19 protein-coding genes and 2 pseudogenes are annotated in these 25,494 nt (G+C 61.2%); 14 read left to right on the top strand and 7 right to left on the bottom strand.

The annotated features are described in order from the left end of the window. Window positions 1-50 precede the first annotated feature (50 nt). Complete coding sequence (locus DQ405_RS12250) at window positions 51-2,354, top strand: TonB-dependent receptor (RefSeq protein ID WP_168424483.1); 2,304 nt, start codon at window positions 51-53, stop codon at window positions 2,352-2,354. 227 nt (window positions 2,355-2,581) lie between these two features. Here DQ405_RS12250 and DQ405_RS12245 read toward each other — a convergent pair whose 3' ends face one another. The 3 genes from DQ405_RS12245 to exaA all read right to left on the bottom strand — a co-directional run bounded on the left by DQ405_RS12245 (window position 2,582) and on the right by exaA (window position 5,961). Further along, window positions 2,582-3,181 (bottom strand): 3'-5' exonuclease, encoded by a 600-nt coding sequence (locus tag DQ405_RS12245; protein WP_178114095.1) that lies wholly within the window; start codon window positions 3,179-3,181, stop codon window positions 2,582-2,584. A gap of 118 nt (window positions 3,182-3,299) precedes the next feature. Next, window positions 3,300-3,947, bottom strand: coding sequence for a pentapeptide repeat-containing protein (locus DQ405_RS12240; protein WP_127839262.1), 648 nt, complete (start codon window positions 3,945-3,947; stop codon window positions 3,300-3,302). 154 nt (window positions 3,948-4,101) lie between these two features. Next, window positions 4,102-5,961 carry a quinoprotein ethanol dehydrogenase gene (gene exaA, locus DQ405_RS12235; protein WP_168424482.1) on the bottom strand — a complete coding sequence of 620 codons (1,860 nt, stop codon included), beginning with the start codon at window positions 5,959-5,961 and terminating at the stop codon, window positions 4,102-4,104. Between the two features lie 344 nt (window positions 5,962-6,305). Between exaA and pedF the strand changes: the two genes are divergently transcribed. Continuing rightward, entirely contained in the window at window positions 6,306-6,743 is a 438-nt protein-coding gene (pedF, locus tag DQ405_RS12230; protein ID WP_168424481.1) for a cytochrome c-550 PedF, read from the top strand. 5 nt (window positions 6,744-6,748) lie between these two features. Next, window positions 6,749-7,648 carry a substrate-binding periplasmic protein gene (locus DQ405_RS12225; protein ID WP_168424480.1) on the top strand — a complete coding sequence of 300 codons (900 nt, stop codon included), beginning with the start codon at window positions 6,749-6,751 and terminating at the stop codon, window positions 7,646-7,648. 46 nt (window positions 7,649-7,694) lie between these two features. Here the strand turns inward: DQ405_RS12225 and DQ405_RS12220 are convergent, their stop codons facing one another. Beyond that, window positions 7,695-8,852: an MFS transporter gene (locus DQ405_RS12220; RefSeq protein WP_274597414.1), complete on the bottom strand. Its 1,158-nt coding sequence runs from the start codon at window positions 8,850-8,852 to the stop codon at window positions 7,695-7,697. Between the two features lie 553 nt (window positions 8,853-9,405). Between DQ405_RS12220 and DQ405_RS12215 the strand changes: the two genes are divergently transcribed. From DQ405_RS12215 to DQ405_RS12165, 11 genes and pseudogenes are all read left to right on the top strand, one after another. Beyond that, window positions 9,406-11,184 (top strand): methanol/ethanol family PQQ-dependent dehydrogenase, encoded by a 1,779-nt coding sequence (locus DQ405_RS12215; RefSeq protein WP_168424478.1) that lies wholly within the window; start codon window positions 9,406-9,408, stop codon window positions 11,182-11,184. 234 nt (window positions 11,185-11,418) lie between these two features. Next, on the top strand, window positions 11,419-12,939 hold the full coding sequence (exaC, locus tag DQ405_RS12210; RefSeq protein ID WP_168424477.1) for an acetaldehyde dehydrogenase ExaC: 1,521 nt from the start codon (window positions 11,419-11,421) through the stop codon (window positions 12,937-12,939). A gap of 242 nt (window positions 12,940-13,181) precedes the next feature. Continuing rightward, on the top strand, window positions 13,182-14,300 hold the full coding sequence (locus tag DQ405_RS12205; protein ID WP_168424476.1) for an oxidoreductase: 1,119 nt from the start codon (window positions 13,182-13,184) through the stop codon (window positions 14,298-14,300). 168 nt (window positions 14,301-14,468) lie between these two features. Continuing rightward, window positions 14,469-14,540 carry a pyrroloquinoline quinone precursor peptide PqqA gene (gene pqqA / locus DQ405_RS12200; RefSeq protein WP_003253598.1) on the top strand — a complete coding sequence of 24 codons (72 nt, stop codon included), beginning with the start codon at window positions 14,469-14,471 and terminating at the stop codon, window positions 14,538-14,540. A gap of 48 nt (window positions 14,541-14,588) precedes the next feature. Then, window positions 14,589-15,500 (top strand): pyrroloquinoline quinone biosynthesis protein PqqB, encoded by a 912-nt coding sequence (gene pqqB, locus DQ405_RS12195; protein WP_168424475.1) that lies wholly within the window; start codon window positions 14,589-14,591, stop codon window positions 15,498-15,500. 101 nt (window positions 15,501-15,601) lie between these two features. Beyond that, window positions 15,602-16,354 (top strand): pyrroloquinoline-quinone synthase PqqC, encoded by a 753-nt coding sequence (pqqC, locus tag DQ405_RS12190; protein ID WP_168424474.1) that lies wholly within the window; start codon window positions 15,602-15,604, stop codon window positions 16,352-16,354. Between the two features lie 44 nt (window positions 16,355-16,398). Beyond that, window positions 16,399-16,674: a pyrroloquinoline quinone biosynthesis peptide chaperone PqqD gene (gene pqqD / locus DQ405_RS12185; protein ID WP_168424473.1), complete on the top strand. Its 276-nt coding sequence runs from the start codon at window positions 16,399-16,401 to the stop codon at window positions 16,672-16,674. Beyond that, a pseudogene (gene pqqE, locus DQ405_RS12180) lies at window positions 16,646-17,799 on the top strand (pyrroloquinoline quinone biosynthesis protein PqqE). The gene pqqD and the pseudogene pqqE overlap by 29 nt, the downstream one beginning before the upstream one ends. Window positions 17,800-17,840: 41 nt before the next feature. Next, entirely contained in the window at window positions 17,841-19,757 is a 1,917-nt protein-coding gene (locus DQ405_RS12175) for an alpha/beta hydrolase family protein (protein WP_168424472.1), read from the top strand. 112 nt (window positions 19,758-19,869) lie between these two features. Beyond that, window positions 19,870-21,033, top strand: coding sequence for an alcohol dehydrogenase-like regulatory protein ErcA (gene ercA / locus DQ405_RS12170; protein WP_168424471.1), 1,164 nt, complete (start codon window positions 19,870-19,872; stop codon window positions 21,031-21,033). Beyond that, window positions 21,017-22,749, top strand: a pseudogene (locus DQ405_RS12165) (PAS domain-containing hybrid sensor histidine kinase/response regulator). Before ercA ends, DQ405_RS12165 begins: the two are co-directional and overlap by 17 nt. Window positions 22,750-22,857: 108 nt before the next feature. On the opposite strand, the gene arsJ reads toward DQ405_RS12165, so the two are convergent. Genes arsJ through DQ405_RS12150 form a run of 3 tightly spaced genes read right to left on the bottom strand, consistent with a single transcriptional unit; the run spans window position 22,858 to window position 25,492 of the window. Further along, window positions 22,858-24,090: an organoarsenical effux MFS transporter ArsJ gene (gene arsJ, locus DQ405_RS12160; RefSeq protein WP_168424470.1), complete on the bottom strand. Its 1,233-nt coding sequence runs from the start codon at window positions 24,088-24,090 to the stop codon at window positions 22,858-22,860. Window positions 24,091-24,132: 42 nt separating this feature from the next. Beyond that, the gene (locus DQ405_RS12155) at window positions 24,133-25,140 is read right to left on the bottom strand and encodes an ArsJ-associated glyceraldehyde-3-phosphate dehydrogenase (protein ID WP_168424469.1); all 1,008 of its coding nucleotides are present in this window, start codon (window positions 25,138-25,140) and stop codon (window positions 24,133-24,135) included. A 25-nt stretch (window positions 25,141-25,165) separates the two neighbouring features. Beyond that, window positions 25,166-25,492: a YnfA family protein gene (locus DQ405_RS12150; protein WP_168424468.1), complete on the bottom strand. Its 327-nt coding sequence runs from the start codon at window positions 25,490-25,492 to the stop codon at window positions 25,166-25,168. Window positions 25,493-25,494 lie beyond the last annotated feature (2 nt).

Raw genomic sequence — 25,494 nt, 5'->3', positions numbered from 1 at the left:
CCGCAAACCCGCCCCGGCACGATCCGCCAAAACAAGAACAAGGAATGCCCATGCAATATCAGATCTGCCGCAGCTGGACGCCCCGTCGCACGCTGCTTTCGCTCGCCGTTGCCGGCTTGTTGCCTGGTTTCGCCCAGGCTGAGGAGCCACTCGAGCTCAAGAGTGATGAGGTTGTCGCCACGACTCCGCTGCCCGGCATCGATCTGCCGAAGGATCGGGTTCCGGCCAACATTCAAACCCTGGACGACGAGCGCCTGCGCAAGCTGGGAGGGCAGTCTCTGGCAGAAAAACTGCAGCGCGGTCTGCCGAGCGTCAACCTCAACGAGACCCAGGGCAACCCCTATCAGGCAGACCTGAATTACCGGGGCTTCACCGCTTCGCCGCTACTGGGCACGGCCCAAGGCCTATCGGTGTTTCTCGACGGCGTGCGCATCAATGAAGCGTTCGGCGACGTGGTGCACTGGGACCTTATTCCCCAGGCCGCCATCGCTGGGGCGGCTCTGGTGCCTGGCTCCAACCCACTGTACGGCCTCAACACACTCGGCGGCGCCCTGGCGCTGGAAACCAAGCGGGGCGACACTCATCCTGGCGGCGCGGCGCAACTCTACGGCGGCTCCTTTGGCCGCTACGGTGGCTCAGTGGAGCATGGCGGCCAACATGAGGAGTTTTCCTGGTACTTGGCGGCCGAAGGGATGGATGAAGACGGCTGGCGCGACCATTCGCCGTCTGAGGTAGGCCAGCTGTTCGGCAAATTCGCCTGGACCACAGACAGCACGGACCTGGCCCTGACGCTGGCTCATGCTGACAACGATCTGATTGGTAACGGACTGATCCCCGAAAGCATGCATGAGCAGGACCGCGACGCGATTTTTACCTATCCCGACCAGACTGAGAACCGTAGCCACCTAATGGCGTTTTCCGGCAGTCACTGGCTGAGCGATAGCGACCGGCTGTCCGGCACCGTCTATTTGCGGCGCACCCGCACAGCGACCCTTAACGGTGACGGAAACGATGAGTACGAAGACGAATATGAAGAGTGGGAAGACGACGGCTTCCTGGCCGGCGAGGGTCCGGAAACCGGCGTGCTGAACCGCACCCGTACTAGCCAGCGCGCCTACGGCCTGGCCCTGCAGTGGTCCCGTCATGCCGGGGCCCACCAGTTCGCCTTTGGCCTGTCCCACGACAACACCCGCGCCAGCTTTCACCAGAGCGAGCAAGGCGGTGAGCTGACCGATAAGCGCGGCATTCTTGCCACCGAGGCCGAAGACCCAGCCAATAGCCTGTTGGGTCGCACCCGCACTTCCAGTCTCTACGCCACCGACACATGGTCGCTAACCGACGCGCTGCAGCTGACCGGCTCGCTACGCTACAACCGCACCCGGGTAGTCAACACCGATCGCATGGGAGATGACCTCAATGGCGATTTCACCTATCGCAAGCTGAACCCGGCGCTGGGGTTCGCCTGGCAGTTACAGCCCGCGGTGACCCTCTACGGCGGTTACTCCCAAGGCAATCGGGCGCCGACGCCGATCGAACTGGGTTGTGCCGATCCGGAAAATCCCTGCAGCCTGCCCAACGCCATGGCCGCCGATCCATTCCTGGAACAGGTCGTCACTCGCACCCTGGAATTTGGCGTGCGCGGCCAGCTGGCCAGCGGCACCGAATGGAACGTCACGGCCTTCCGCAGCCTTAACCACGATGATCTGCTGTTCGTCGGAACCGGTGGTAGCAAGGGTTACTTCACCAACTTCGGCCGCACAAGGCGCCAAGGTATCGAGCTGGGCCTGGCCGGCGAGCAAGGGCCGGTCGATTGGCGGGTGGATTACACCTACTTGCACGCCACGTTACAGTCCTCTGCATGCATCCTGGCCGAGAACAACAGCACCGAGGGCGAGGGCGGCTGCCCGGATGACGAGATTCACATCTCCCGTGGCGACTACCTGCCAGGGTTGCCGAAACACAACCTCAAGCTCGGCTTGGACTGGAATCTGAACGATCGGCTTCGTATCGGTACAACTGTGCTGGCGTATTCCGAGCAGTATGTGCGGGGCAATGAGAACAATCGTCATCAGTCCAACGACGAGGTCGAGGGCAGCGGCACACTGCCGGGTTATGCGGTGGTCAATCTGAGTGCCGATTACCGCTTCGCTCGTGACTGGACTCTGTTCGGTCGGGTCGACAACCTGTTCGACAAGCGCTATGCCACGAGCGGCGCCTTGGCCGAAAACCCTTTCGTAGGCGCTGGCAATGCCTTCGAAACCGACCCGGAGGAGTGGCGCCACGAGCAGTTCATCGCGCCCGGTGCGCCGCGTGCTGGCTGGTTGGGCGTACGTTACGTTTGGGATGCGTTGTAAGCGTAAAAAACGACGGCACAGGGAGGTGCGTGTCGACGATAAAATCATTGGCCGGACCTCTCAGCAGTCGCGGAGAGGTCAGCCAGATCTCGGTTCAAGCTGCAACACAACGTGCGAAAGGACATCCAGCGCCGGATAGACGTTGGGGCAGGGATGGCGAAAGGAACCCGGCAATCCTTCGTTGAGTATGCATTTCAGGCCGGACGGTCCGTCGTCCAGGCCGAGCCTCATATCACTCGATCCAGTAGCAACGCTCGCGACTGCGCATCCAATGCAAGAAATACCATCAGCGCGGCATAGGCATCGTTGGCGGCATAACGCTGCTGCGCTTCGGCCAGATTTTTGTTAGCCCAGTTGGAAGTCGACACGCTGCGTGACTTGCTTATACCGGCACCCAGTACCGCCGCCACCGCACCGCGAAGCCCGACCTGACCCTTCTTGCCGTGATATCTCAGCGCCGAACCAAGATCGACGCTGTGCCGCAATTCGATCCCCAACCGGGTGCGTAGACGGCTGCGATCGGACGCCAGACCGAATCCGACTTTCAATACTTGGTCCGTCTCCAGCACCCGCTTAGCGGCCTCGACGCAACCGGGTATTCCGATCTGAAAAAGATAGGCTTTTGTTGGCGTTGCGAACTGAATGAGGTGAGGCCCGCTGGACAGCTCGCCTACTGTGAAGGTGGGTTTGGATTCGGTATCGAACCCGATCTGTGCAAAGGTCAGGATGTCGTCGACGGCCTGGGCGAATTCCTCGGGCGTCGACGGCGTGACGATACGGTCGAGGGCGAGACCGTCGAAGCGGGGCAGGCGCTCGAGGTCGGTCAACTGGGGAATGCGGATATCGATAGGGCCTCCACTTCAAGCCGCTGAATCGTCGCCCCTGGGAACGGGCGCGCACCTGCCATTAAAGCGCATGGCGCGCTGGTTCGATGCACCCGTCCTATTACTTCTCCCAGTCCACTGGGCAATCGAAGCAACCGTCCATATTGCTGCCTTGAAAGGTTGCATAGTGTCGGCGTGCGCCAGTCAGGGTCGCGTTGCCGAGATTGGCATCGTTGAGCTTGCCTTCCTGCAAATTAGCGTCGGTCAGATTCGCATGGTCGAGGTCGGCCTTGCTTAGCCAGGTCATTTCCAGGTTGGCGGCGGTGAGGTTGGCACCATGCAACTTCGCACCGCTCAAACGAGCGAATTCGAGATTGGCCGCAGTCAGGTTGGCCCCATTGAATCGCGCGGCCTGCGCGAACAGTCCCCAACCCTGAATGGCCACCAATTGCGCATCGGTGAAGTTCGCCAGACGCAGGTTGGCTTGTTGAAGACTGGCGCGGGTGAGGGTGGCGCCGGTCAAGTTGGCCTTCTCCAGATTGGCCAGGTCGAGATTGGCATGCCTCAGGTTGGCCCCGGTGAGATCGGCGCCGGTCAGATCCATCTTGCGCATGTCCTGGTTGCTCAGGTCGGCGCCGCGAAGATCGGCGTTGGCACATTTGCTTTCTGGCTGGATGACACAGCCATTGATGGTGGGCGGCTGGTCGTCAGCGTGCAGCGGCGCGCTGAGGATCACTGCGATGGGCAGCAGATAGCGGGATATGTTCATGGCGGTTCCCATGTTCGATAGGTGAAGAAAGAGCAGCCGGCTCAGGCGAGGACCGTCAGGCCAGGAGAGCGCCAACTCTGTAGGCCAATCCAGTTCATGTCCCGCCAGCTGTTCCGTGTGCGGCTGTGCTCGCTCATCGAGCACAGCCGGCGTCTTATCGTTTGGCGGTCTGGTTTTCCCAACTAGGGATTCGAAACGCCCAGAACGAGCCGCCTTGAGCAACCGGCTTGGTCAGCACAGCCATTTCGCCGCCCCACAGCGGCACAGCGCCGCCGTAGCCAACGGTCACGCCAATGAACTGCTCGCCGTCCTGTTCCCAGGTGATCGGCGGCGCGATGATTCCGCTACCGGTCTGGAATTTCCAGAGCTCCTCGCCGGTTTTCGCGTTGAAGGCCTTCAGGTAGCCATCACCTGTACCGGTGAACACTAGGTTGCCCTTGGTGGCGAGGACGCCGGCCCAGAGCGGCAGCGGTTCCTTGTGCTCCCAGGCGACCTTGCCGGTGGTGGGGTCCATGGCACGCAGAATCCCGACGTGATCGTCATACATGCGCTTGATGCGGAAGCCTTGGCCGAGGTAAGCGTTGCCTTTCTTGTAGCTGACCTCCTCGGTCCAGTAGTCCTCTTTCCAATGGTTGGCGGGAACGTAGAACAGGCCAGTATCCTGGCTGTAAGCCATGGGGTTCCAGTTCTTGCCGCCGAGGAAGGGCGGTGAGACTTCCACTGATTTGCCGTGCGCCTCGCCGGGCTCAGGCTTCGGCGGGCGCTGGCCCTCGTTCTCCACCGGCCGCCCGGTCTTCAGGTCGATGTGGCTGGCCCAGGTGATGTTGTCGACGAAGGGGAAGGCGTTCTGCAGTTTGCCGTCCTCGCGGTTGACCACATAGAAAAAGCCGTTGCGGTCGGCGTGGGCCGTGGCTTTGACGGTCTTGCCATCTTTGTTCTTGTAATCGAACAGGACCAGCTCATTGTTGCCGGAGAAGTCCCAGGCATCGTTCGGCGTGTGTTGATAGAACCACTTCACTTCGCCAGTGGTAGCATCGACGCCGACCTGTCCAGACGTGTAGAGGCTGTCGTAATCCTTCGGATCACCCCCATCGGCGGTGCGCGCCCAGCCGTTCCATGGTGCCGGATTGCCTGCACCGACGATGATAGTGTTGGTTTCGGCATCGAAACTTGCGCTCTGCCACGGTGCACCGCCGCCCTGGCTCCAGGCTTCCTTCTTGCCGGTGGGTGAGTTCGGGTCATCCGGCCAGGAGGGCGCCTTGATGTCGCCGGTCGGCGTGCTGTCCTTGCCGTTCAGCCGGCCAACGTGACCTTCGACGAAGGGGCGCATCCAGACTTCTTCACCCGTGTCCGGGTCGCGCGCAAACAACTTGCCGACAATGCCGAATTCATCGCCAGAGCTGCCGTGGATCAGCAGCACCCTGCCGCTCTTCTGATCCTTGATCAGGGTGGGCGCGCCGGTCATCGTGTAACCCGCCCCATGATCGCCGAACTTCTTCTTCCAGACGACCTTGCCAGTGTCCTTGTTCAGCGCTACCACCTGCGCATCGAGGGTGCCGAAGTAGATCTTGTCGCCATAGATGGCAGCGCCGCGGTTGACCACATCGCAGCAAGGGCGGATGTCGTCGGGCAGCCGGTGGGCGTAGCTCCAGAGGCGTTTGCCGGTACGTGAATCGAGCGCGAACACCCGCGAGTAGGATCCGGTTACGTAGATGACCCCATCGTGCACGATCGCCTGAGACTCCTGGCCTCGTTGTTTCTCGTCACCGAAGGAAAAGGACCAGGCCGGGGTCAGCTTGAAGACGTTCCCATCGTTTATCTGGGCCAACGGGCTCCAGCGCTGGGCGTTGGTTCCCAGGCCGTACTGCAACACGTTTTCGGTCGAAAGATGATCGTTGGCGATGTCATCCCAGGTGACATTCGCAGCGCTTGAAAAGCCGCTTAATGAGAGGCCGCCAGCGAGCACGGCGATGGCGAGAGGGCGTTTGCTGCCCAGGGGTGATCTTGTTGTCATGGTTGGTTTCCCTTGGTCGATTCGAACGAGGCCGGGCGCTATGCTCGCGCACCAGTCAGCGGCGTGCGGCCAGCGGCCGGCCAGGCGATTCGATTATTGGGAGGGCGTCGCGGTGATCGATACGGAAAAGCTCCCGCTGATGCTGGGAAAACTTCCCAGTCGGCCTGTGTTTTCGCCTTGCTACCTCGGTGCCTCGTAATAGCCGCACGAGGCCCTACTACCAAGGGAGGAGATGCAGACAACCAAAGCAGGATTCTGCCACCAGGGTTCGACCGCCAAGATGACCACCATGCGCTCCAGACGGGGCTGCCTTGCTCAGGTAATCGAAATCAACGGTGGTAGTCATGAACAACAAGAAATCATTGCGCGCGCTTCTCGCTACGGGTCTGCTCGGTTTCGCCGGTCTGGCGCTGGCTCACGGCGACGTCACGCCCCAAAAAGTCGAGACCAAAGGGCTGGAACCGTTGGGCGAGGAGTGGGTTGATGAGAATCCCTACCGAGCGCCGAGCGAGTACCACGACAAGGCCGTGGAGATCGGATCCTCCGCCTATAACCAGAACTGCGCGCGCTGCCACGGCCTCGAAGCGATTTCTGGCGGGATCGCCCCCGATCTTCGCGAGTTGGAAGCCAGCTACGATGGCGACGAGTGGTACAAGGAGCGCGTCATCAACGGTGCGGTGCGCGACGGTGCCGTGTACATGCCGCGCATGGCTGATTACCTCAGTCAGGAAGCGCTTTGGGCCATCCGCACTTATATCGAAAGCGAAGCTGCCAAGCGGTGATCATCATGCGCCAGTTGCTTGCGGGGCTCTGTCTTCTGGTGGTCTGCGCGTGGGTCCAAGCGGACGTGGTCAAGGTGCGTGCGTTCGACGACATCATTGACTCGGGCGTGCTCAAGGTGGCGATGTACGAGAATTTTCCACCGTACAGCTTCATGGTCGATGGCAAACCACGCGGGGTCGATGTCGAGCTGGCGAACCGGTTGGCAGCGGGGCTGGGCCTCGAGGTCCAGCTGCTGTGGGTCACGCCGGACGAGACGCTGGACGACGACCTGCGCAACTTCATATGGAAAGGCCACTACCTGCGGCCGGACGTACTGGCTGACGTGATGATGCGCGTGCCTTACGATCGTGAGTTCTCCTACAAGCAGAACGAGCTGGGCGAGCTGATCAATGAGCTGGTGGTCATGTTCGGTCCCTATCAGCGCGAGCGCTGGCAGGCGGCGCACGATGATCGCCGCCTGGATGAGGTGCCCAGCGTGGGTGTGTTCCGCTATCACCCGGTTGGCGTGGAAGTGGAGAGCGTTCCATCGTTCTATCTGTCATCGATATTCAACGGCAGCATCTCGCCGATGCTTCATCACTACCCGACGGCACAGGCAGCGTTTGCCGCGATGCAGACGGGTGAGGTGGATGCGACCATGGCCATGCGCGGCGAGATCGACTGGTTGCTCGCACAGGCCGCTGATGAACACCTCAAACTCGCGGAAAATGCCTATCCGAACATGGGCAAACAGGTGTGGGAACTCGGCATGGCCGTGCACGAATCCAACCGCCAGCTGGCGTATGCGATCGAGGGCGTGCTGGAGGGGCTGATCAAGGACGGCGTCCTGGAAGATAGCTACGCCAGTTACGGGCTGCGCTATGAGATGCCCGAGCTGTACCGAGTCGAACTGAGCGAAAACTGATCCCATTGCGAAGACACCGCAGCTGCTCGCGCATCTGCGGCATCGTTCACGCCTCCCTCATGCGCGGATGCTGGAAAAACCACACCGCCAGCGGTGCGGCGATAGCAATGACACACAGGCCCAGCAGTGTGATGGCGACGGGCAGACCATAATGATCGGCAATCCAGCCAGCGGCGATCAGCGGGACGATGCTGCCGACATAGCCGCATACCAGATAGGTCGAGATCAATCCGGAGCGCTCGATCGGGGTGGCGATGCGGTTGACCATGCTGATGCCGGCCAGCAGGCACATGCCATGCCCCGCCGCTGCGGCGCATACCCCAACGATGAACACGGCCGGTGACCCAAGCCTGAAATTGAGCACGAGCATGGCATTGCTGAGCACGACCGCCAGCAGCCCCAGCAGGCCACACCAGCGCACGCTCATCCTGGCGCATGCCAACTGTGTCCCGGCCGATGCCAGCAGAATGACGCCGATCGAGGTTCCGCTGACCACCGGACCGTGCCATGGCAACATCTTTTCCAGGAACAGCGGGGCCATCGATGCGTAGATCCCGAATACGCCGAAGGCAAAGAACGGGCAGGCGCAGGTCAGCGTGAAAGCCAGCGAATCACGACGGTTGGCCCACGCCAGGCGGGGAACGAATGATCGCCAACCGAGCGACGCGGTTGCCAGTTCAGCAACATGAGATTTCAGCTGCACGCGCATCAAGGCATACACGGCCAGTACGCCGAGAATCAGCGAAGGCACGTAGGTCACGATCAGCGGATGCGGCAGCCACTGACCAATGATGCCGCCGGTTATCGGCCCCAGACCAAAGCCGAACGCGAGCAGGAAGCTGGTGATCATCGATATGTGCTGGGACGCCCCGTCGCGGGAGATCTGCGCGAGCCCCACCGAGGCGCTCGTGACGATCAGGCTAGAGGACAGCCCTACTGCGAAGCGGCCAATATTCAGGCTCGGCAGGTTCCAGGCAAGCATGGTCAGCAGGGTGCCTGCCCAGCCCAGCAGCAGGCCCGTCAGCATCACGGTGCGAAATCCCAATGTGTCTGACAGACGTCCCATGAACAGCAGGCCGAACAGCGCGCCCACCATGTACACCACATAGATCAGCGAGATATCACTGGTGCGGAGCTGCCAGGCGTGCTGATACAGCGGATACAACGGTGAAATGAGCGCTGTACCCATCACGCCTACGCACATGGCGAAGCACACCCAGGGAAACGCTGACCACTTCTCTTTCATTCAAAAACGCCTGCTTGAGGGTGTGAAATTGTTTCGACCGCACTCCGGCAAGGTCGCGCCTCGGTCAGGTTGCCTTTGTCGCTCTGCGGAGGCGGTTGGCTTGCTGATGCACCGATTCGTCACCGAGCCAGCGCGTCGTCGCGCTGTGGCGCTGTGGCGCTGTGGCGCTGTGGCGCGCTCCGATTATCGCAGCAACGGACCGTCGCCGCGCTCCATGCGGTGAATGATGCTTGAACAACGAAACATGGTTGATATGGCTGTGGGCTGGGTGGTTGTCCGGCTCGCGGCCTGCCGGGGCCTTCCTTCGGCGTATCCGCGCTGGGCATCGGTACGTGCTCGCCCAGTCGGATTGGACGTAGCGATGGCGCGCCTTGCGCAGGGTATTGCTACCAAGGAAGTAGGGAAATCGGCACTGCGTGCAATTGTTGGCGGTGGGCTTGGGACGAAGAATCGACGGCAGACCGGGAAACTTCCCGGCGACGATAACAATGAACCCTCAGAGGTAGCCGCAATGAAGCACACCGGTCTTCGCAAGCCCTTCGCTCTGACAGCGCTTTGCGCCGCCATGGCGTTGTCCAGCGTGTCGGCCTTGGCTGTCACCGACCAGGAAATCCTTGATGATGCCGAATCCACCGATCAGATCGTGACCAACGGGCTGGGCCTGAAAGGGCAGCGCTACAGCACCCTGGATACCCTCAACAGCACAAACGTCAGCCAGCTCCGTCCGGTCTGGGGTTTCTCCTTTGGCGGGGAAAAGCAACGTGGGCAGGAAGCGCAGCCGCTGGTGAAGGACGGCGTCATGTACCTCACCGGCTCCTACTCGCGGGTCTTTGCCGTCGACGCGCGCACTGGTAACGAGCTCTGGCAATACGATGCACGCCTACCGGACGGCATCATGCCGTGCTGCGACGTGATCAACCGGGGTGTGGCGCTGTATGACGATCTGGTGATTTTCGGCACCCTCGACGCCAAGCTGGTCGCATTGAACAAGGACACCGGCAAGGTCGTCTGGAAGAAGACCGTGGCTGACTACAAGGCCGGTTATTCCATTTCTGCGGCGCCCATGGTGGTGAAAGGCAAGCTGATTACCGGCGTGGCGGGTGGGGAGTTCGGCGTGGTGGGCAAGATCGAAGCCTTCGATCCGAAGAATGGCGAGCTACTATGGAGCCGCCCGACCGTTGAAGGCCATATGGGCTTCGTGATGAAGGACGGCAAGAAGGTCGAGAACGGGATATCTGGCGGAGAAGCCGGCAAGACCTGGCCGGGCGACCTGTGGAAGACCGGCGGCGCCGCGCCCTGGCTCGGCGGCTACTACGACTCGGATACCGACTCGCTGCTGTTCGGTACGGGCAACCCTTCGCCCTGGAACTCGCACCTGCGCCCAGGCGACAACCTGTACTCATCCTCGCGCCTGGCACTGGACCCTGACGACGGTTCGATCAAATGGCACTTTCAGTCCACACCGCATGACGGCTGGGATTACGACGGTGTTAACGAGCTGATCTCCTTCGATTACCAAGAGGGCGGCAAGACCATCAAGGCTGCTGGCACCGCAGACCGTAACGGGTTCTTCTACGTTCTGGATCGCACCAACGGCAAGTTCATCCGTGGTTTCCCTTTTGTCGACAAGATCACCTGGGCCAAGGGTCTGGACGAGAATGGCCGTCCGCTTTACGACGACGCTAAGCGTCCTGGCGCACCGGGCGAAGCGGACAAGGGTAAGTCGGTGTTCGTCGCGCCATCATTCCTCGGCGGCAAGAACTGGATGCCCATGGCCTACAGCCAGGACACCGGTCTGTTCTACGTGCCGTCCAACGAGTGGGGCATGGATATCTGGAACGAAGGCGTGGCCTACAAGAAGGGCGCGGCTTATCTCGGTGCTGGCTTCACCATTAAACCGCTGAACGAGGAATACATCGGCGTCCTGCGCGCCATCGACCCGAAGACCGGCAAGGAAGTCTGGCGGTACGAGAACTACGCACCGCTGTGGGGTGGCGTTCTTGCAACCAAGGGCAACCTGGTATTTACCGGCAACCCGGAAGGCTACCTGATGGCGTTCGACGCCAAGACTGGCAAGAAGGTGTATGAATTCAACACCGGTTCCGGCGTCATCGGCTCCCCGGTCACGTGGGAAATGGACGGCGAACAATATGTCTCCGTGCTCTCTGGCTGGGGCGGCGCGGTACCGCTATGGGGTGGAGAAGTCGCCAAGCGAGTGAAGGACTTCAACCAGGGCGGCATGGTCTGGACCTTCAAGCTGCCGAAGGAACAGGTCGTCGCCCAGCGCTGATCCGAGTGCTATCGAAGGGCCGGCTTAAATGCCGGCTTTTTCGTTTCTGCGTCCCGTGGAGGTGTGATTGTGGCCCGCCAGGCTGGGAGGACGCCCTTGCGCCTACTACCAAATGAGGAACGCACCTGTCCCTTGGGGGCATACCGGGGATGGGCACAGCCTGCCTAAGATCGCTCCATGCCCTGTCCATCCCCGGTCAGGCTCCGACAAGCAGAAAAACTAGAGAGGCCGCTCATGATCTACGCCCAACCCGGTACGGCAGGCGCCGTCATTTCTTTCAAGCCACGTTACGGAAACTTCATCGGCGGTGAATTCGTCCCGCCGGTCAAGGGTGAATATTTCGTCAACACCTCGCCGGTCAACGGCGAGGTGATCGCCGAGTTTCCGCGATCCGGGGCTGAAGATGTCGAGAAGGCCCTGGACGCTGCGCACGCAGCTGCCGATGCATGGGGCAAGACTGCGGCGCAAGATCGTGCGTTGATCCTGCTGAAGATTGCCGATCGCATCGAGGCTAACCTGGAAAAGTTGGCCATCGCCGAAACATGGGACAACGGCAAGGCCGTTCGTGAAACCTTGAACGCCGACGTGCCGCTGGCAGCTGATCATTTTCGCTACTTCGCTGGCTGCATTCGTGCTCAGGAAGGCAGCGCTGCCGAAATCAACGAACACACCGCGGCGTACCACTTCCACGAGCCGCTGGGCGTGGTCGGACAGATCATTCCGTGGAACTTCCCGCTGCTGATGGCGGCCTGGAAACTGGCGCCGGCGCTGGCAGCCGGTAACTGTGTGGTGCTCAAACCAGCCGAGCAAACGCCGCTGTCGATCATGGTATTTGCTGAGCTGGTCGGTGACCTGTTACCGGCCGGCGTGCTGAACATCGTTCAGGGCTTCGGCAAGGAAGCAGGGCAGGCTCTGGCCACCAATAGCCGCATCGCCAAGATCGCCTTCACCGGCTCCACCCCGGTGGGCTCGCATATCATGCGCTGCGCGGCCGAGAACATTATTCCGAGCACCGTCGAACTGGGCGGCAAGAGCCCGAACATCTTCTTTGAAGACATCATGAATGCGGAACCTGCGTTCATCGAGAAGGCGGCAGAGGGTCTGGTATTGGCCTTCTTCAACCAGGGCGAGGTTTGCACATGCCCGTCGCGTGCGTTGATTCAGGAATCGATCTTTGAACCCTTCATGGAAGTGGTGATGAGGAAGATCAAAGCGATCAAGCGCGGCAACCCGTTGGACACTGACACCATGGTCGGCGCCCAGGCGTCCGAACAACAGTTCGACAAGATCCTTTCCTACATGGAAATAGCCCAGCAGGAAGGCGCGCAGATTCTGACTGGCGGCGCCGCCGAGAAGCTCGAAGGTGGTCTGGCCACCGGCTATTACGTGCAGCCGACCCTGATCAAGGGCCACAACAAGATGCGCATATTCCAGGAAGAGATTTTCGGGCCTGTGGTCGGTGTTGCGACATTCAAGGACGAAGCCGAAGCACTGGCGATTGCCAATGACACAGAGTTTGGCCTCGGAGCTGGCGTTTGGACCCGCGACATCAATCGCGCCTACCGCATGGGCCGTGGCATCAAGGCCGGTCGCGTCTGGACCAACTGTTACCACCTCTATCCCGCCCACGCCGCGTTTGGCGGCTACAAGAAGTCTGGGGTCGGCCGTGAAAACCACAAAATGATGCTCGACCACTATCAGCAGACCAAGAACCTGTTGATCAGCTACGACATCAACCCGCTGGGCTTCTTTTAAGGGGGCGAATCGTAACTCGGAGGACCCGGCGCGTTTGCTCCAACGCGCCGGTATCATTTGCTCGCACACAGTGCGGGGACCTCGGGCTGGGTGAGTAGGGTCTCGATGGTTCATCAACGCAGCGCGGCCTTCAGGCCGCGTTTTTTTTGGGGGTCTGGCAGACCAGCTATCGCACGGGCCGAACTCCAGCATCCTTGAGCACCTCAGATTCAGCAAGTCCCCTGTTTCGTGAGGAATTGCCAATGCCCGCACTACTCGAACCCGTTCAGCTGGGCCAGCTGAATTTACGCAACCGCACCGTGTTAGCGCCGATGACGCGCGTCAGCGCCGAGCCGGAAGGTAATGCAAATGAATTGATGCGCGACTACTACCAGGCATTCGCCGAGGGCGGCTTCGGCCTGTTGATCACTGAAGGAACCTACACCGATACGGCCTACAGCCAGGGCTATTTCAATCAACCGGGCCTGGCCACGGAGATCCAGCGCGACAGCTGGGTACCGGTGGTCGAGGCGGTGCATACGGCCGGCGCCGCCTTCATCGCGCAGCTGATGCACGGCGGTGCGCAGACCCAGGGCAACATTCACCATGCTCGTCATGTCGCGCCCTCAGCGGTTCAGCCGGGCGGAACGCAGCTTAGTTTTTATGGCGGCGAGGGGCCTTACGCCACACCTGCCGAGATGACCGAGAAAGAAATCCAGGAGGCAATCGCCGGGTTCGTTCAGTCGGCCCGCCATGCGCGCGACGCAGGTTTCGATGGAGTGGAGCTGCACGGCGCCAATGGCTACCTGCTTCATGAGTTCATCAGCAGCGAATTCAACCAGCGTACTGACCGCTGGGGCGGCGACTATAGGGCCCGGCTGGCATTACCACTGGCGGTTATCCAAGCGGTACGCGAAGCAGTTGGCGCTGATTTCCTGGTGGGCATGCGGCTATCCCAAGGGATGGTCACCGCGAGCCGGCTGAAGTGGGAGGGCGGGGTCGAAGAGGCCAGGACTCGCTTCGCCATGCTGGCCGAGGCGGGGCTGGATTATCTGCATATCACCGAATATGACGTGGGTGCGCCGGCCTTCGAAGAAGGGCCGACCCTGACAGCGATCGCCAAGGCGAGCGTATCGATTCCGGTCATTGGCAATGGCAGCGTGACGACGGGCGAGCAAGCGCAAAAGCTGCTCGATGACGGCGAACTTGACCTTGTGGCTGTCGGGAAGGCCGCCTTGGCCAATCACGACTGGCCGTTACGCGTCCGGGATGGCGATGCCATGACCGAGTTTGATTTCGACATGTTCTCGCCAATGGCCACGCTGACCAACGAGCTGGCGTGGCGTGGTGTGAATGATCGACCGGCAACACGCCGGCGCTAGCCTGCCATCCAGATGGTTGCAAAGGCACGTCAGCACGCTGGGGCTACTTCCCAGGCACTACCAAGGCAGGTCGTTGTCTCCTTCCAAAGTACCATTCTGCTTTCTACAGACTAGAGTGCTTAATGAGCCGTCGGGATAATCCGGCATCCATAAGAGAGGAATCGAACTATGTGGACCAAACCTGCTTTTACCGACCTGCGCATTGGTTTTGAAGTCACCATGTACTTCGCCAACCGCTGATTTATCCGCCCCGGCTCAGACCGGGGCTTTGCTTTAAGGGAGCTGCCCATGTTCATCCAGATTCTCGGCTCGGCTGCTGGCGGCGGCTTCCCCCAGTGGAACTGCAACTGCGCCAACTGCGCTGGGCTGCGCAATGGAACCTTGCGCGCTAAAGCTCGCACGCAATCGTCGATCGCGATCAGCGATAACGGTGAGGACTGGATACTTTGCAACGCCTCGCCAGATATCCGCACCCAGCTGGAGTCGTTTCCGAAGCTGCAACCGGCGCGTGGTCCGCGCGACACGGCGATCGGTGCGATCATTCTGCTCGACAGCCAGATCGATCACACAACCGGTCTGCTGACGCTGCGCGAAGGCTGCCCGCATGACGTCTGGTGTACCGACATGGTTCATCAGGATCTTAGCACCGGCTTCCCGCTGTTCAACATGCTCGAGCACTGGAACGGCGGCTTGCGCTGGAACCCCATCGCGCTGGAGGGCAGTTTCACCATTCCGGTTTGCCCGGGCCTGACGCTCACGCCGATCCCGCTGCGCAGCTCAGCGCCGCCGTATTCGCCGCACCGTAACGACCCACATCCAGGTGACAACATCGGGCTGTTGATCGAGGACCGCAAGACCGGCGGCAAGCTGTTCTATGCGCCGGGACTTGGCAAAGTCAGCCCTGAGCTGCTGGAAATCATGCGCGGCGCCGATTGCCTGCTGGTCGACGGCACGCTCTGGCGAGACGATGAAATGCGCGTGCGTGAAGTAGGGACCAAGCTCGGCAGCGAAATGGGCCATCTTCAGCAGAGCGGCCCTGGCGGCATGATCGAGGTGCTCGATGGCATGCCGACGGCACGCAAGATCCTCATCCATATCAACAACACCAATCCGATCCTCGACGAGGATTCCGCCGAGCGTGCGGTGCTGGACCAGCACGAAATCGAAGTCTCGTTCGATGGCATGAGCATCGAGCTGTAGCGCAAGCAGTGCTCGGCGCATCCGGCCAATCAGTCGCTGGTGGCCGCGGCCGTCGCGGCCTGGAAAAGGCAGCCCGCACAACACCCCGTAAGGAAACAGCTATGACCCTCCCAGCCATGACCCCCGCTGAGTTCGAGGCGGCACTCCGCGCCAAGGGCGACTACTACCATATCCATCACCCGTTCCATCGTGCGATGTACGAAGGCCGCTCAACTCGCGAGCAGATCCAGGGTTGGGTGGCGAACCGCTTCTACTATCAGGTATGCATTCCGGTAAAGGATGCCGCGATCATGGCCAACTGCCCGGATCGTGATACGCGTAGGGAGTGGGTACAGCGCATCATTGATCACGACGGAACGCCGGGTGAGGAGGGCGGTATCGAGGCCTGGCTGCGGTTGGCCGAATCGGTCGGGCTGGATCGCGAGCAGGTGCTTTCCCAGGAACTGGTCTTGCCGGGCGTGCGTTTCGCCGTCGATGCCTACGTCAATTTCGCCCGTCGCGCGGTCTGGCAGGAGGCAGCCAGCAGTTCACTTACCGAACTGTTCGCACCGACCATCCATCAGTCCCGTCTGGACGCCTGGCCTCAGCATTACAGCTGGGTCGATCCGTCTGGCTATGATTATTTCCGCAAGCGCCTGAAGGAAGCGCGCCGCGATGTCGAACATGGTCTGCGCATCACCTTGGAGCACTACACCACCCGCGAAGCCCAGGAACGCATGCTGAACATTCTTCAATTCAAACTCGACGTCTTGTGGAGCATGCTGGACGCCATGAGCATGGCGTATGAGCTCGGCCGTCCGCCGTACCATACGGTGACGAGCGAGCGCGTCTGGCATAAGGGCATCACGTTTTGAGCCTCAACATGACCACACCTGGCGCACAGCCCGAGGAGCTGGCAATGAGTGACCTGCTGACCAAGATACCGGCCTTTCGCCGCGGTTTTCGCTTTCAGTTCGAGCCCGCGCAGGACTGCCATGTGCTGCTCTATCCAGAGGGCATGATCAAGCTGAACGAGAGCGCGTCGGCGGTGCTGGGTGAAGTAGATGGCGCGCGCACGGTCGGCGCCATCGTTGCCGATTTGCAAGCGCGTTATCCGGATGCGGAAGGAATAGAAGAAGACATCGTTGCGTTCTTGGAGGTAGCCATTGAAAGGTTCTGGATCGAGCTTCGCTAAACCGGGCTTCGAGCCCGGCCCACCGCTGTGGCTGTTGGCGGAGCTGACCTATCGCTGCCCGTTGCAATGCCCGTACTGCTCGAATCCGCTTGATTTCGCCCGCAGCCACGATGAGCTAAGCACTGCCGAATGGATCGAGGTGTTCCGGCAGGCACGGGAAATGGGCGCGGCGCAGCTGGGATTTTCCGGCGGCGAGCCGCTGGTCCGCCAGGACTTGGCCGAGCTGATCAAGGCGGCGCGTGACCTCGGCTATTACACCAACCTGATCACGTCCGGCATAGGCTTGACCGAGGAGAAGATCGCCTCATTCGCTGGTGCCGGGCTCGACCACATCCAGATCAGCTTCCAGGCGGCCGATGAAGAGGTGAACAACCTGCTCGCCGGCTCCAAGAAAGCCTTCGCGCAGAAACTCGCCATGGCGAGAGCGGTGAAAGCCCATGGCTATCCGATGGTGCTTAACTTCGTCACCCATCGGCACAACATCGACAACATCGACCGCATCATCCAGCTCTGCCTGGAGCTGGAAGCCGACTTCGTCGAGCTCGCCACCTGCCAGTTTTACGGCTGGGCCGAACTCAATCGCGCCGGGCTGTTACCAAGCAAGGCACAGCTGGTGCGCGCCGAGCGCATCACGAACGAGTGGCGCGACAAGCTCGCTGCCGAGAACCATCCATGCAAGCTAATCTTCGTCACCCCGGATTACTACGAAGAGCGCCCCAAGGGCTGCATGAACGGCTGGGGCAATCTGTTTCTCGACATCACGCCCGACGGCACGGCGCTGCCGTGCCATAGCGCACGCCAGTTGCCGATCAGCTTTCCCAACGTGCGTGAGCAAAGCATCGAGCAGATCTGGAAGCACTCGATGGGCTTCAACAGATTCCGCGGCTTCGACTGGATGCCCGAGCCTTGCCAGTCCTGCGATGAAAAGGAAAAGGACTTCGGCGGTTGCCGCTGTCAGGCGTTCATGCTCACCGGCGACGCGACCAATGCCGACCCGGTGTGTAGCAAATCCGCCCATCACGGCAAGATTCTCGCTGCGCGTACCGAGGCCGAGCAGGCCCGCGCGGGCTGGATGAACTGACGTTCCGCAACGAGAAGGCGTCCAAACTGATCCTGAAGGTGTAAGGTCGTCTGATGCGAGCTTATGCCTGTCGAGCACTATCACGATGAACAAGACTGCTGTCCCCTATGGCTTCTGGCCCAGCGACTGGAGCGCCGAGAAGGCCGCATCGGCGAGCCGCGACTTTGCCGAAATTCGGGCTGGTCATGGTGGGGTGTTCTGGATCGAATACGATCCGGCGGATGCTCGCAGTACGCTGTGGTACTGGCGAGCCGGTCGCGCCGTGTGTGTGACCCCGGCTGATGTATCGCTGCGCAGCCGAGTCTACGAGTACGGCGGCGGTACCTTATGCCTGACGGATCAGGGGGTGGCCTTCGTCAACGAGAAGGACCAGCAGATCTATCTGCAGACCATTGACCACGAAACGGCAGCCGAACCCGTTGCGCTTACGCAGCGCCCGTCTTGCCGCTACGGCGATCTGCAGTTCGATCCGGTGCGATCGACCGTCTTGGCGGTAGAGGAAACCCATGCGGACGCGTGCGTAGAACATCGACTGGTCAGCTTCTCGGTGCTCGACGGTGCTCGCAGCGTCCTTGCCGAAGGCGCGGATTTCTATTCTTCACCGACCATTGATGCCGAATCGCAGCGCATGGCCTGGATTCAATGGCAGCGCCCGGAGCAGCCCTGGACGGCGTCCAGCTTGTGGATGGCTGAACGCGGCGGTGATGGCGCATGGCAGACGCCGAGATGCCTGGCTGGAGCGCAAAGCGACGAATCCTTGCAGCAGCCGCGCTTTGCAGCGGATGGCACGCTCTACTGCCTCAGCGATCGCGCGGGTTGGTGGCAACCCTGGCGGCAACAGGGTGGTCAGCTGGTTCCAGCCTTTACACCTGCAGACGGCGAGAAGGGCCCCGGCGCGGCTGCTTGGCCTGCCTTCGATCACGCGCCGGCGCCGTGGCAGCTGGGTACAGTCAGTTATCTACCGCTGGCCGATGGTGGCTTGTTGCTGACACGCATGGTTAATGGCTACGGCTTGCTGTTCGAGCAGAACGGCGTGGGCCATGAGCGTCCGTTGGCGACCGAGTTCAGCCGTTGTCGACAGCTGGCTGCGGATGACCAGCACTATTACTGCATTGCCGGTGCGGCGAATTGCGTGCCGGCGGTACTGGCGCTACGGCGGAGTACCGGGGAGGTCCGCATCCTCGCCGGTGGGGCACAGCCGCTGGCAGCCGATCAGCTGTCGTGTCCGCAGCCGTTCAGCTTCGCCACGGGGAATGACGAAACCGCGCATGCGTTCTTCTATCCGCCGGTCAACGCAGCCTGCCGCAGCCTGGACGGCGAACGTCCGCCGTTGGTCGTTTTCCTGCATGGAGGGCCCACTTCGGCGTGCTACCCGGTATTCGATCCGCGTATCCAGTATTGGACCCAGCGCGGCTTTGCCGTGGCTGATCTCAACTACCGCGGCAGTAGCGGGTTCGGCCGCGCCTACCGTCAACGGCTTCGTGAACAGTGGGGCGTTGTCGATGTGGAGGATGCCCGTGCTGTCGTCAAGGCACTGGCGGTGGGCGGACAGATCGATCCGGCGCGGACCTTCATTCGTGGCTCGAGTGCCGGTGGGTATACCGCGCTCTGCGCGCTGGTGTCTGATGCAGCCTTCAGCGGCGGCGCCAGTCTGTATGGCGTCAGCGATCCGCTTGCACTACGAGCTGCCACGCACAAGTTCGAGGCGGACTATCTGGATTGGCTGATCGGGGACCCAGAGCGTCACGCCGACCGTTACCGTCAACGCGCCCCGTTGCACAACGCGGTGCATATCCGCGCCCCGGTGATCTTCTTTCAGGGCGGGCTGGACGCCGTCGTGCTGCCCGAACAGACCGAGTCGATGGTGGCAGTGCTACGTCAGCGAAACGTGCCCGTCGAGTACTGCCTTTATCCCGAAGAGCGTCACGGTTTCCGGCAGGCGGCCAACCTGGCTGACGCGCTGGAAAGGGAGTGCCGCTTCTATCAGCGAGTGCTTCGCTGAAGCATACCCACCGCTCAGCCGGACACCTCGGTATGTTGGGCTTTATGCGGATTGCTTTGATGATGGAAAGCAGTACGCTTGCTGGACATATAAAAATAACCAAGGCCGTTGTATGAGCCCCAATATCAGCCTGCAGCGCAAGTTCGTTTCTCCCGAAATCGTATTCGGAGCCGGATGCCGCCATAGCGCCGGCAACTACGCCAAAAACTTCGGTGCCCGCAAGGTACTGCTGGTGTCAGATCCCGGCGTCGTCATCGCTGGATGGGTGGCTGATATTCAGGCCAGCCTGATCAGTCAGAACATCGAGCACTGCCTGTACACCCAGGTATCTGCTAATCCCCGCACCGAGGAGGTAATGGCCGGTGCGGAGGTCTATCGCAGCGAGGGCTGCAACGTCATCGTCGCGGTCGGTGGCGGGAGCCCGATGGACTGTGCCAAGGGCATCGGCATTGCCGTCGCCCACGGGCGCAGCATCATCGAGTTCGAAGGCGTCGATACGCTACGGGTGCCCAGCCCGCCAATCATCCTTATCCCGACAACTGCCGGTACTTCGGCTGATGTCTCGCAGTTCGTGATCATCTCCAACCAGGAAGAACGGATGAAGTTTTCCATCGTCAGCAAGGGCGCCGTGCCCGATGTATCGCTGATCGATCCGGAAACCACCCTGAGCATGGACCCGTTCCTTTCGGCATGCACCGGCATCGATGCGCTGGTACATGCCATCGAAGCCTTCGTATCCACGGGTAATGGCCCTCTGACCGATCCTCATGCGCTGGAAGCCATGCGCTTGATCAATGGCCATCTGGTACAGATGATCGCCAACCCGGCCGATATTCAGCTGCGTGAAAAGGTCATGCTCGGCAGCATGCAGGCGGGACTCGCATTCTCCAACGCGATCCTGGGGGCGGTGCATGCGATGTCGCACAGCCTCGGTGGCTTCCTGGATCTGCCTCATGGGTTGTGCAACGCGGTGCTGGTCGAGCACGTGGTCGCGTTCAATTACGATGCGGCGCCGGATCGCTTCAAAATCGTTGCCGAAACCCTGGGTATCGACAGTCGAGGGATGAGCCACCGACAGATCCGTGAGCGTCTCGTGCAGCATCTGATCGATCTCAAGAGGACCATAGGCTTCAACGAAACATTGGGCCTGCACGGGGTGAATCTGTCAGACATTCCGTTCCTCTCCCAACACGCGATGCAAGACCCGTGCATCCTCACCAACCCACGCTCCTCGACCCAGCGCGACGTCGAGGTGGTTTATGCCGAAGCACTCTGACCAGCCGGATGCGCTGCCGGGCTGCTCGGGCTCGGGACGCACTCGGCGCGCAAGAGCCACTACCCCGAGCTGGTGGCGCGGCTGGAGGAGCTGGAAGCCGAGCGTAACCGTTATAAATGGCTGTTCGAGCATGCTGTGCACGGCATCTTCCAGGCGAGTCTGCAGGAGGGCATCCGTGCCGCCAATCCGGCATTGGCACGCATGCTCGGTTACGACAGCCCCGCCGAGGCACTCTGGGCGCTGACCGACCTTTCCCACCACCTGTTTATCGGAGGTGAAGAAGAGCTAAAGCGGATTCGGCAGGTCCTGAGTACTCAGCATGGGCTCTTCGGCTATGAAACCCGGTTGCGACGCAAGGATGGCAGCGCACTCGACGTGATGATGAACCTGCTGCTCAAGCCTGATGAGGATGGACTGGTCGAAGGCTTCGTCGCCGACATCACCGAGCGCAAGCTGGCCCAGCTGCGCTTGTTGCAACTGAACGAGCAGCTGGAGCAAAGGGTCGCGGAACGCACCCTGGAACTGCGCAAAGCGCGTGATGCGGCCGAGGCGGCCAATCACAGCAAAGACAAGTACCTGGCCGCCGCCAGCCATGACCTGCTGCAGCCTCTCAATGCAGCGCGTCTGCTGATCTCGACGTTGCGCGAGCGGGGACTTGCGGATTCCGAGCAGAACCTTGTTGAACGCGCGCATCAGGCATTGGAAGGCGCGGAGGATCTGCTCACTGACCTGCTCGACATTTCCAAGCTGGACCAGCAGGCGATCAAGCCCGACATCGAGATTTATCGCCTCGATGAAGTGCTGCTGCCGTTGGTGTCCGAATTCCAGTCGGTGGCCGAAGCGGCAGGGCTCGGGTTTGATCACTACATCCCGGCTTACGCGCTGCGCAGCGACTTCCGGTTGCTGACGCGCATCCTGCGCAACTTTCTCAGCAACGCCTGCCGTTACACGGACCGAGGGCGAGTGTTGCTCGGCGCACGCAAACGTGGCGACTGCCTGCGGATCGAAGTCTGGGATACCGGGCGGGGCATCGAGGCGGATCAGATGCAATCGATCTTCCTCGAGTTCAACCAATTGGGCGTGCAAAGGGCTGCCGAGCGTGCCGGCGTCGGGCTCGGGCTGGCCATCGTCGACCGCATCGGCTCCATGCTCGACTACCGCGTCCAGGTGCGTTCTCAGGTGGGGCGGGGCTCGGTGTTCAGCATCGATGTACCGCTTGCCGACAACCCCTTGCCGCTGCCAACCGCGGCGCCGATTGCGGTGCCGGCGCTCGGCGACCCACTGCCCGGTCGGCGCCTGCTGGTTCTGGACAACGAGCCGAGCATTCTGCACAGCATGGCGGCGTTACTTGGTCAGTGGGGCTGCGACGTGCTGACCGCTACTGACCAGGAGAAGGCTCTGGCCGTGCTCGGCGGCGCGCCACCCGAGGTGATCCTTGCCGACTATCACCTCGATCGGGGCGTGACAGGCTGGGATGTGGTCGTTGCGCTACGCGCGCATTTCGGTCAATCGATTCCTGTCGTGATGGTCACGGCTGATCGCAGCGATCAGTGTCGCCGCCAACTGCAGGGACTCGGCGTGCCTGTGCTGAACAAACCGGTCAAGGCCGGAAAGATGCGCTCGGTCCTGAGCCATCTGCTAAATGACAAGCGCGAGCATTGGCAAAACAGCGGTGCCGATCTGCACAGGGAGCCTTCTCAGGCAAGCCGTCCGTAGTGTAGTGCGGGTCAGGTAGCCGCCTTGCTGGCCGAGTGTGAGCCGGTGCGATTGTCTCTGTTCACCGCCTGGTCGGCGAGGTTGCTTACTTGCCGAAGATCGGCACGTTCAATGGGCTGATGGGTCTGCCTGGGGGTGCCGGGGCAGACCGACCGATATCAATGCGGCAAGCAGCACGAAGGCGCTCGATATCCAGAGGCAGGCCTCGAGTCCGTAACGCTGATAGACCCAGCCGGACAACAGCGTACCCAGCAGCCGGCCCATGGCGTTGGACATGTAGTAAAAGCCGACATCCAGCGACACGCCGTCGGCTTTGGCATAGGAGACGATGAGGTAGCTGTGCAGCGACGAGTTCACCGCGAACAAGGCGCCGAACAGCAGAAGGCCGCCGAGCAGCACCGTCTGCGGCGACAGCTCCGTACCCAGCGCCAAGGCGATGCCCGCTGGCAGACCTGCCAGCAATATTGCCCAACCAAAAGCGGCGCGCCCATCCGGAACCTGTCCTCGTTTCCTGCCGGTGATGGCTGGGGCGAGCGACTGGATGATTCCGTAACCGATCACCCAGAGCGCTAGAAAGCCACCGACCTGCCAGAAATCCCAGCCAAACACGGTCGAGAGGTAAACCGGCAGGGCCACCACGAACCAGACGTCACGCGCACCGAACAGAAACAACCGTGCGGCTGACAGAACGTTGATGGCGCGGCTTTTGGAGAGCAGTTCGCGGAACTTTGGTTTTGCCTTGGCCTTGCCCAGGTCCTTCTTCAATAGGAACAGGCTGGCCGCCCAGATCAGCGCCAACGCAGTGGCCATAACCAGCAGAGAACCACGAAAACCGACGCCCGCGAGCAAGGCACCGCCCAGAAAAAAGCCCACGCCCTTGAGCGCATTCTTCGATCCGGTGAGTACCGCCACCCACTTGTACAGCGTGCCTTGCTGGGCGTCCGGCACCAGGAGTTTGATCGAACTCTTGGCGCTCATCTTGTTCAGGTCTTTGGCAATACCCGACAGTGCTTGAGCCGCCATCGCCCAGGGTATCGTCAGCCACGTGACGGGCACCGTCAGCATCAGCAATGCCAGCACCTGCACGGCCAGGCCGATGTTCATGGTGCGGTTCAACCCCAGCCGCGCGCCCAGGTAGCCGCCCACCAGATTGGTAATCACGCCGAACAGCTCGTAGAACAGAAACAGTGCGGCGATCTGCAGCGGCGTATAGCCCAGCGTATGGAAGTGCAACACGACCAACATCCGCAGCGCGCCGTCGGTCAGGGTGAACGCCCAGTAGTTGCCGGTCACCAGCAGATATTGGCGAACCTCGGGCGCGAGGCGGGAAAGGGCGTGCATGGACGATCCTGTTGCGTTGTAAGGGGGGCGGATACCGGAGAGTTACCCGGCCAGGCCGACTTTTCGTGCCAATTCCACGGTGCGATTGGCATAGCCCCACTCGTTGTCGTACCAGGCGTAGAGCTTCACCTGGGTACCGTTGACGACCATGGTCGACAGCGCATCGATGATGGAAGAGCGTGGGTCGGTGCGGTAATCGATGGAAACCAGCGGGCGCTCTTCGTAACCGAGGATGCCCTTTAGCGGGCCTTCGCTCGCGGCGGCCTGCAGTAGCTGATTGACCTCTTCGACGCTGGTTGCGCGCTCAACCTCGAATACGCAGTCGGTCAGCGAGGCATTCGCCAGCGGCACACGCACGGCGTGGCCATTGAGCTTGCCGCGCAGTTCGGGAAAGATCTCCGCGATTGCGGTCGCCGAACCGGTGGTGGTGGGGATCAGGCTCATGCCCGAGGCGCGCGCCCGCCGCAGGTCCTTGTGCGGCTGATCAAGGATGCTCTGGGTATTGGTCAAATCATGGATGGTGGTGATCGAGCCATGGCGAATGCCCAGATGCTCGTGGATCACTTTGACCACCGGCGCCAGACAGTTGGTGGTGCAGGACGCCGCGGTGACGATGCGGTGCTGCGCAGGATCGAACAGTTGGTCATTGACGCCCATGACGATGTTGAGTGCGCCGGCTTCCTTGACCGGCGCGCTGACCACGACGCGCTTCACGCCTTGCACCAGATAGCTTTGTAGCATCTCGACGGTCTTCATTTTGCCGCTGGCCTCGATCACCAGATCGCAGTCGGACCAGTCGGTATCGGCTATCGCTTTGTTCGCGGTCACACGGATCCGCTTGTTCTCGATCAACAGGCAATCATCGTTACTGCCCGCCTCGTGTTGCCAGCGGCTGTGAACCGAGTCGAAGTTGAGGAGATGAGCATGGGTAGCGGCGTCGCCGGCCGGATCGTTGACCCGAACGAATTCCAGCTCCGGCCAGCCCCAGGAGGCGCGAAGCGCCAAACGGCCAATGCGACCAAAGCCGTTGATGCCTACTTTTACGGTCATATCAGATCACTCTAGATAGCAAAATTCAGGCGGCACGCGGTGCAAACATAATAATGGCCATGCCGAGCAGGGCTACCGCGCAGCCGAGCAGGTCCCAAGGGGTTGGCCGAACGCCATCGACCAGCCACAGCCAGAGCATCGCCACGCCAACGTAGACACCGCCGTAAGCGGCATAGACCCGTCCTGCGGCGGTTGGGTGCAGCGACAACAACCAGGCGAACAGCGCCAGTGACAACGCGGCGGGGACCAGCAGCCAGATGCTTTTGCCCTGCTTCAACCAGAGGTAGGGCAGATAGCAACCGACGATCTCGGCAACGGCGGTAACGGCAAACAAGGCAAAGGTGTTGAACATTC

The sequence above is a fragment of the Pseudomonas sp. SST3 genome (assembly GCF_003325755.1).
This window is presented reverse-complemented; position numbering and strand designations above follow the sequence as displayed.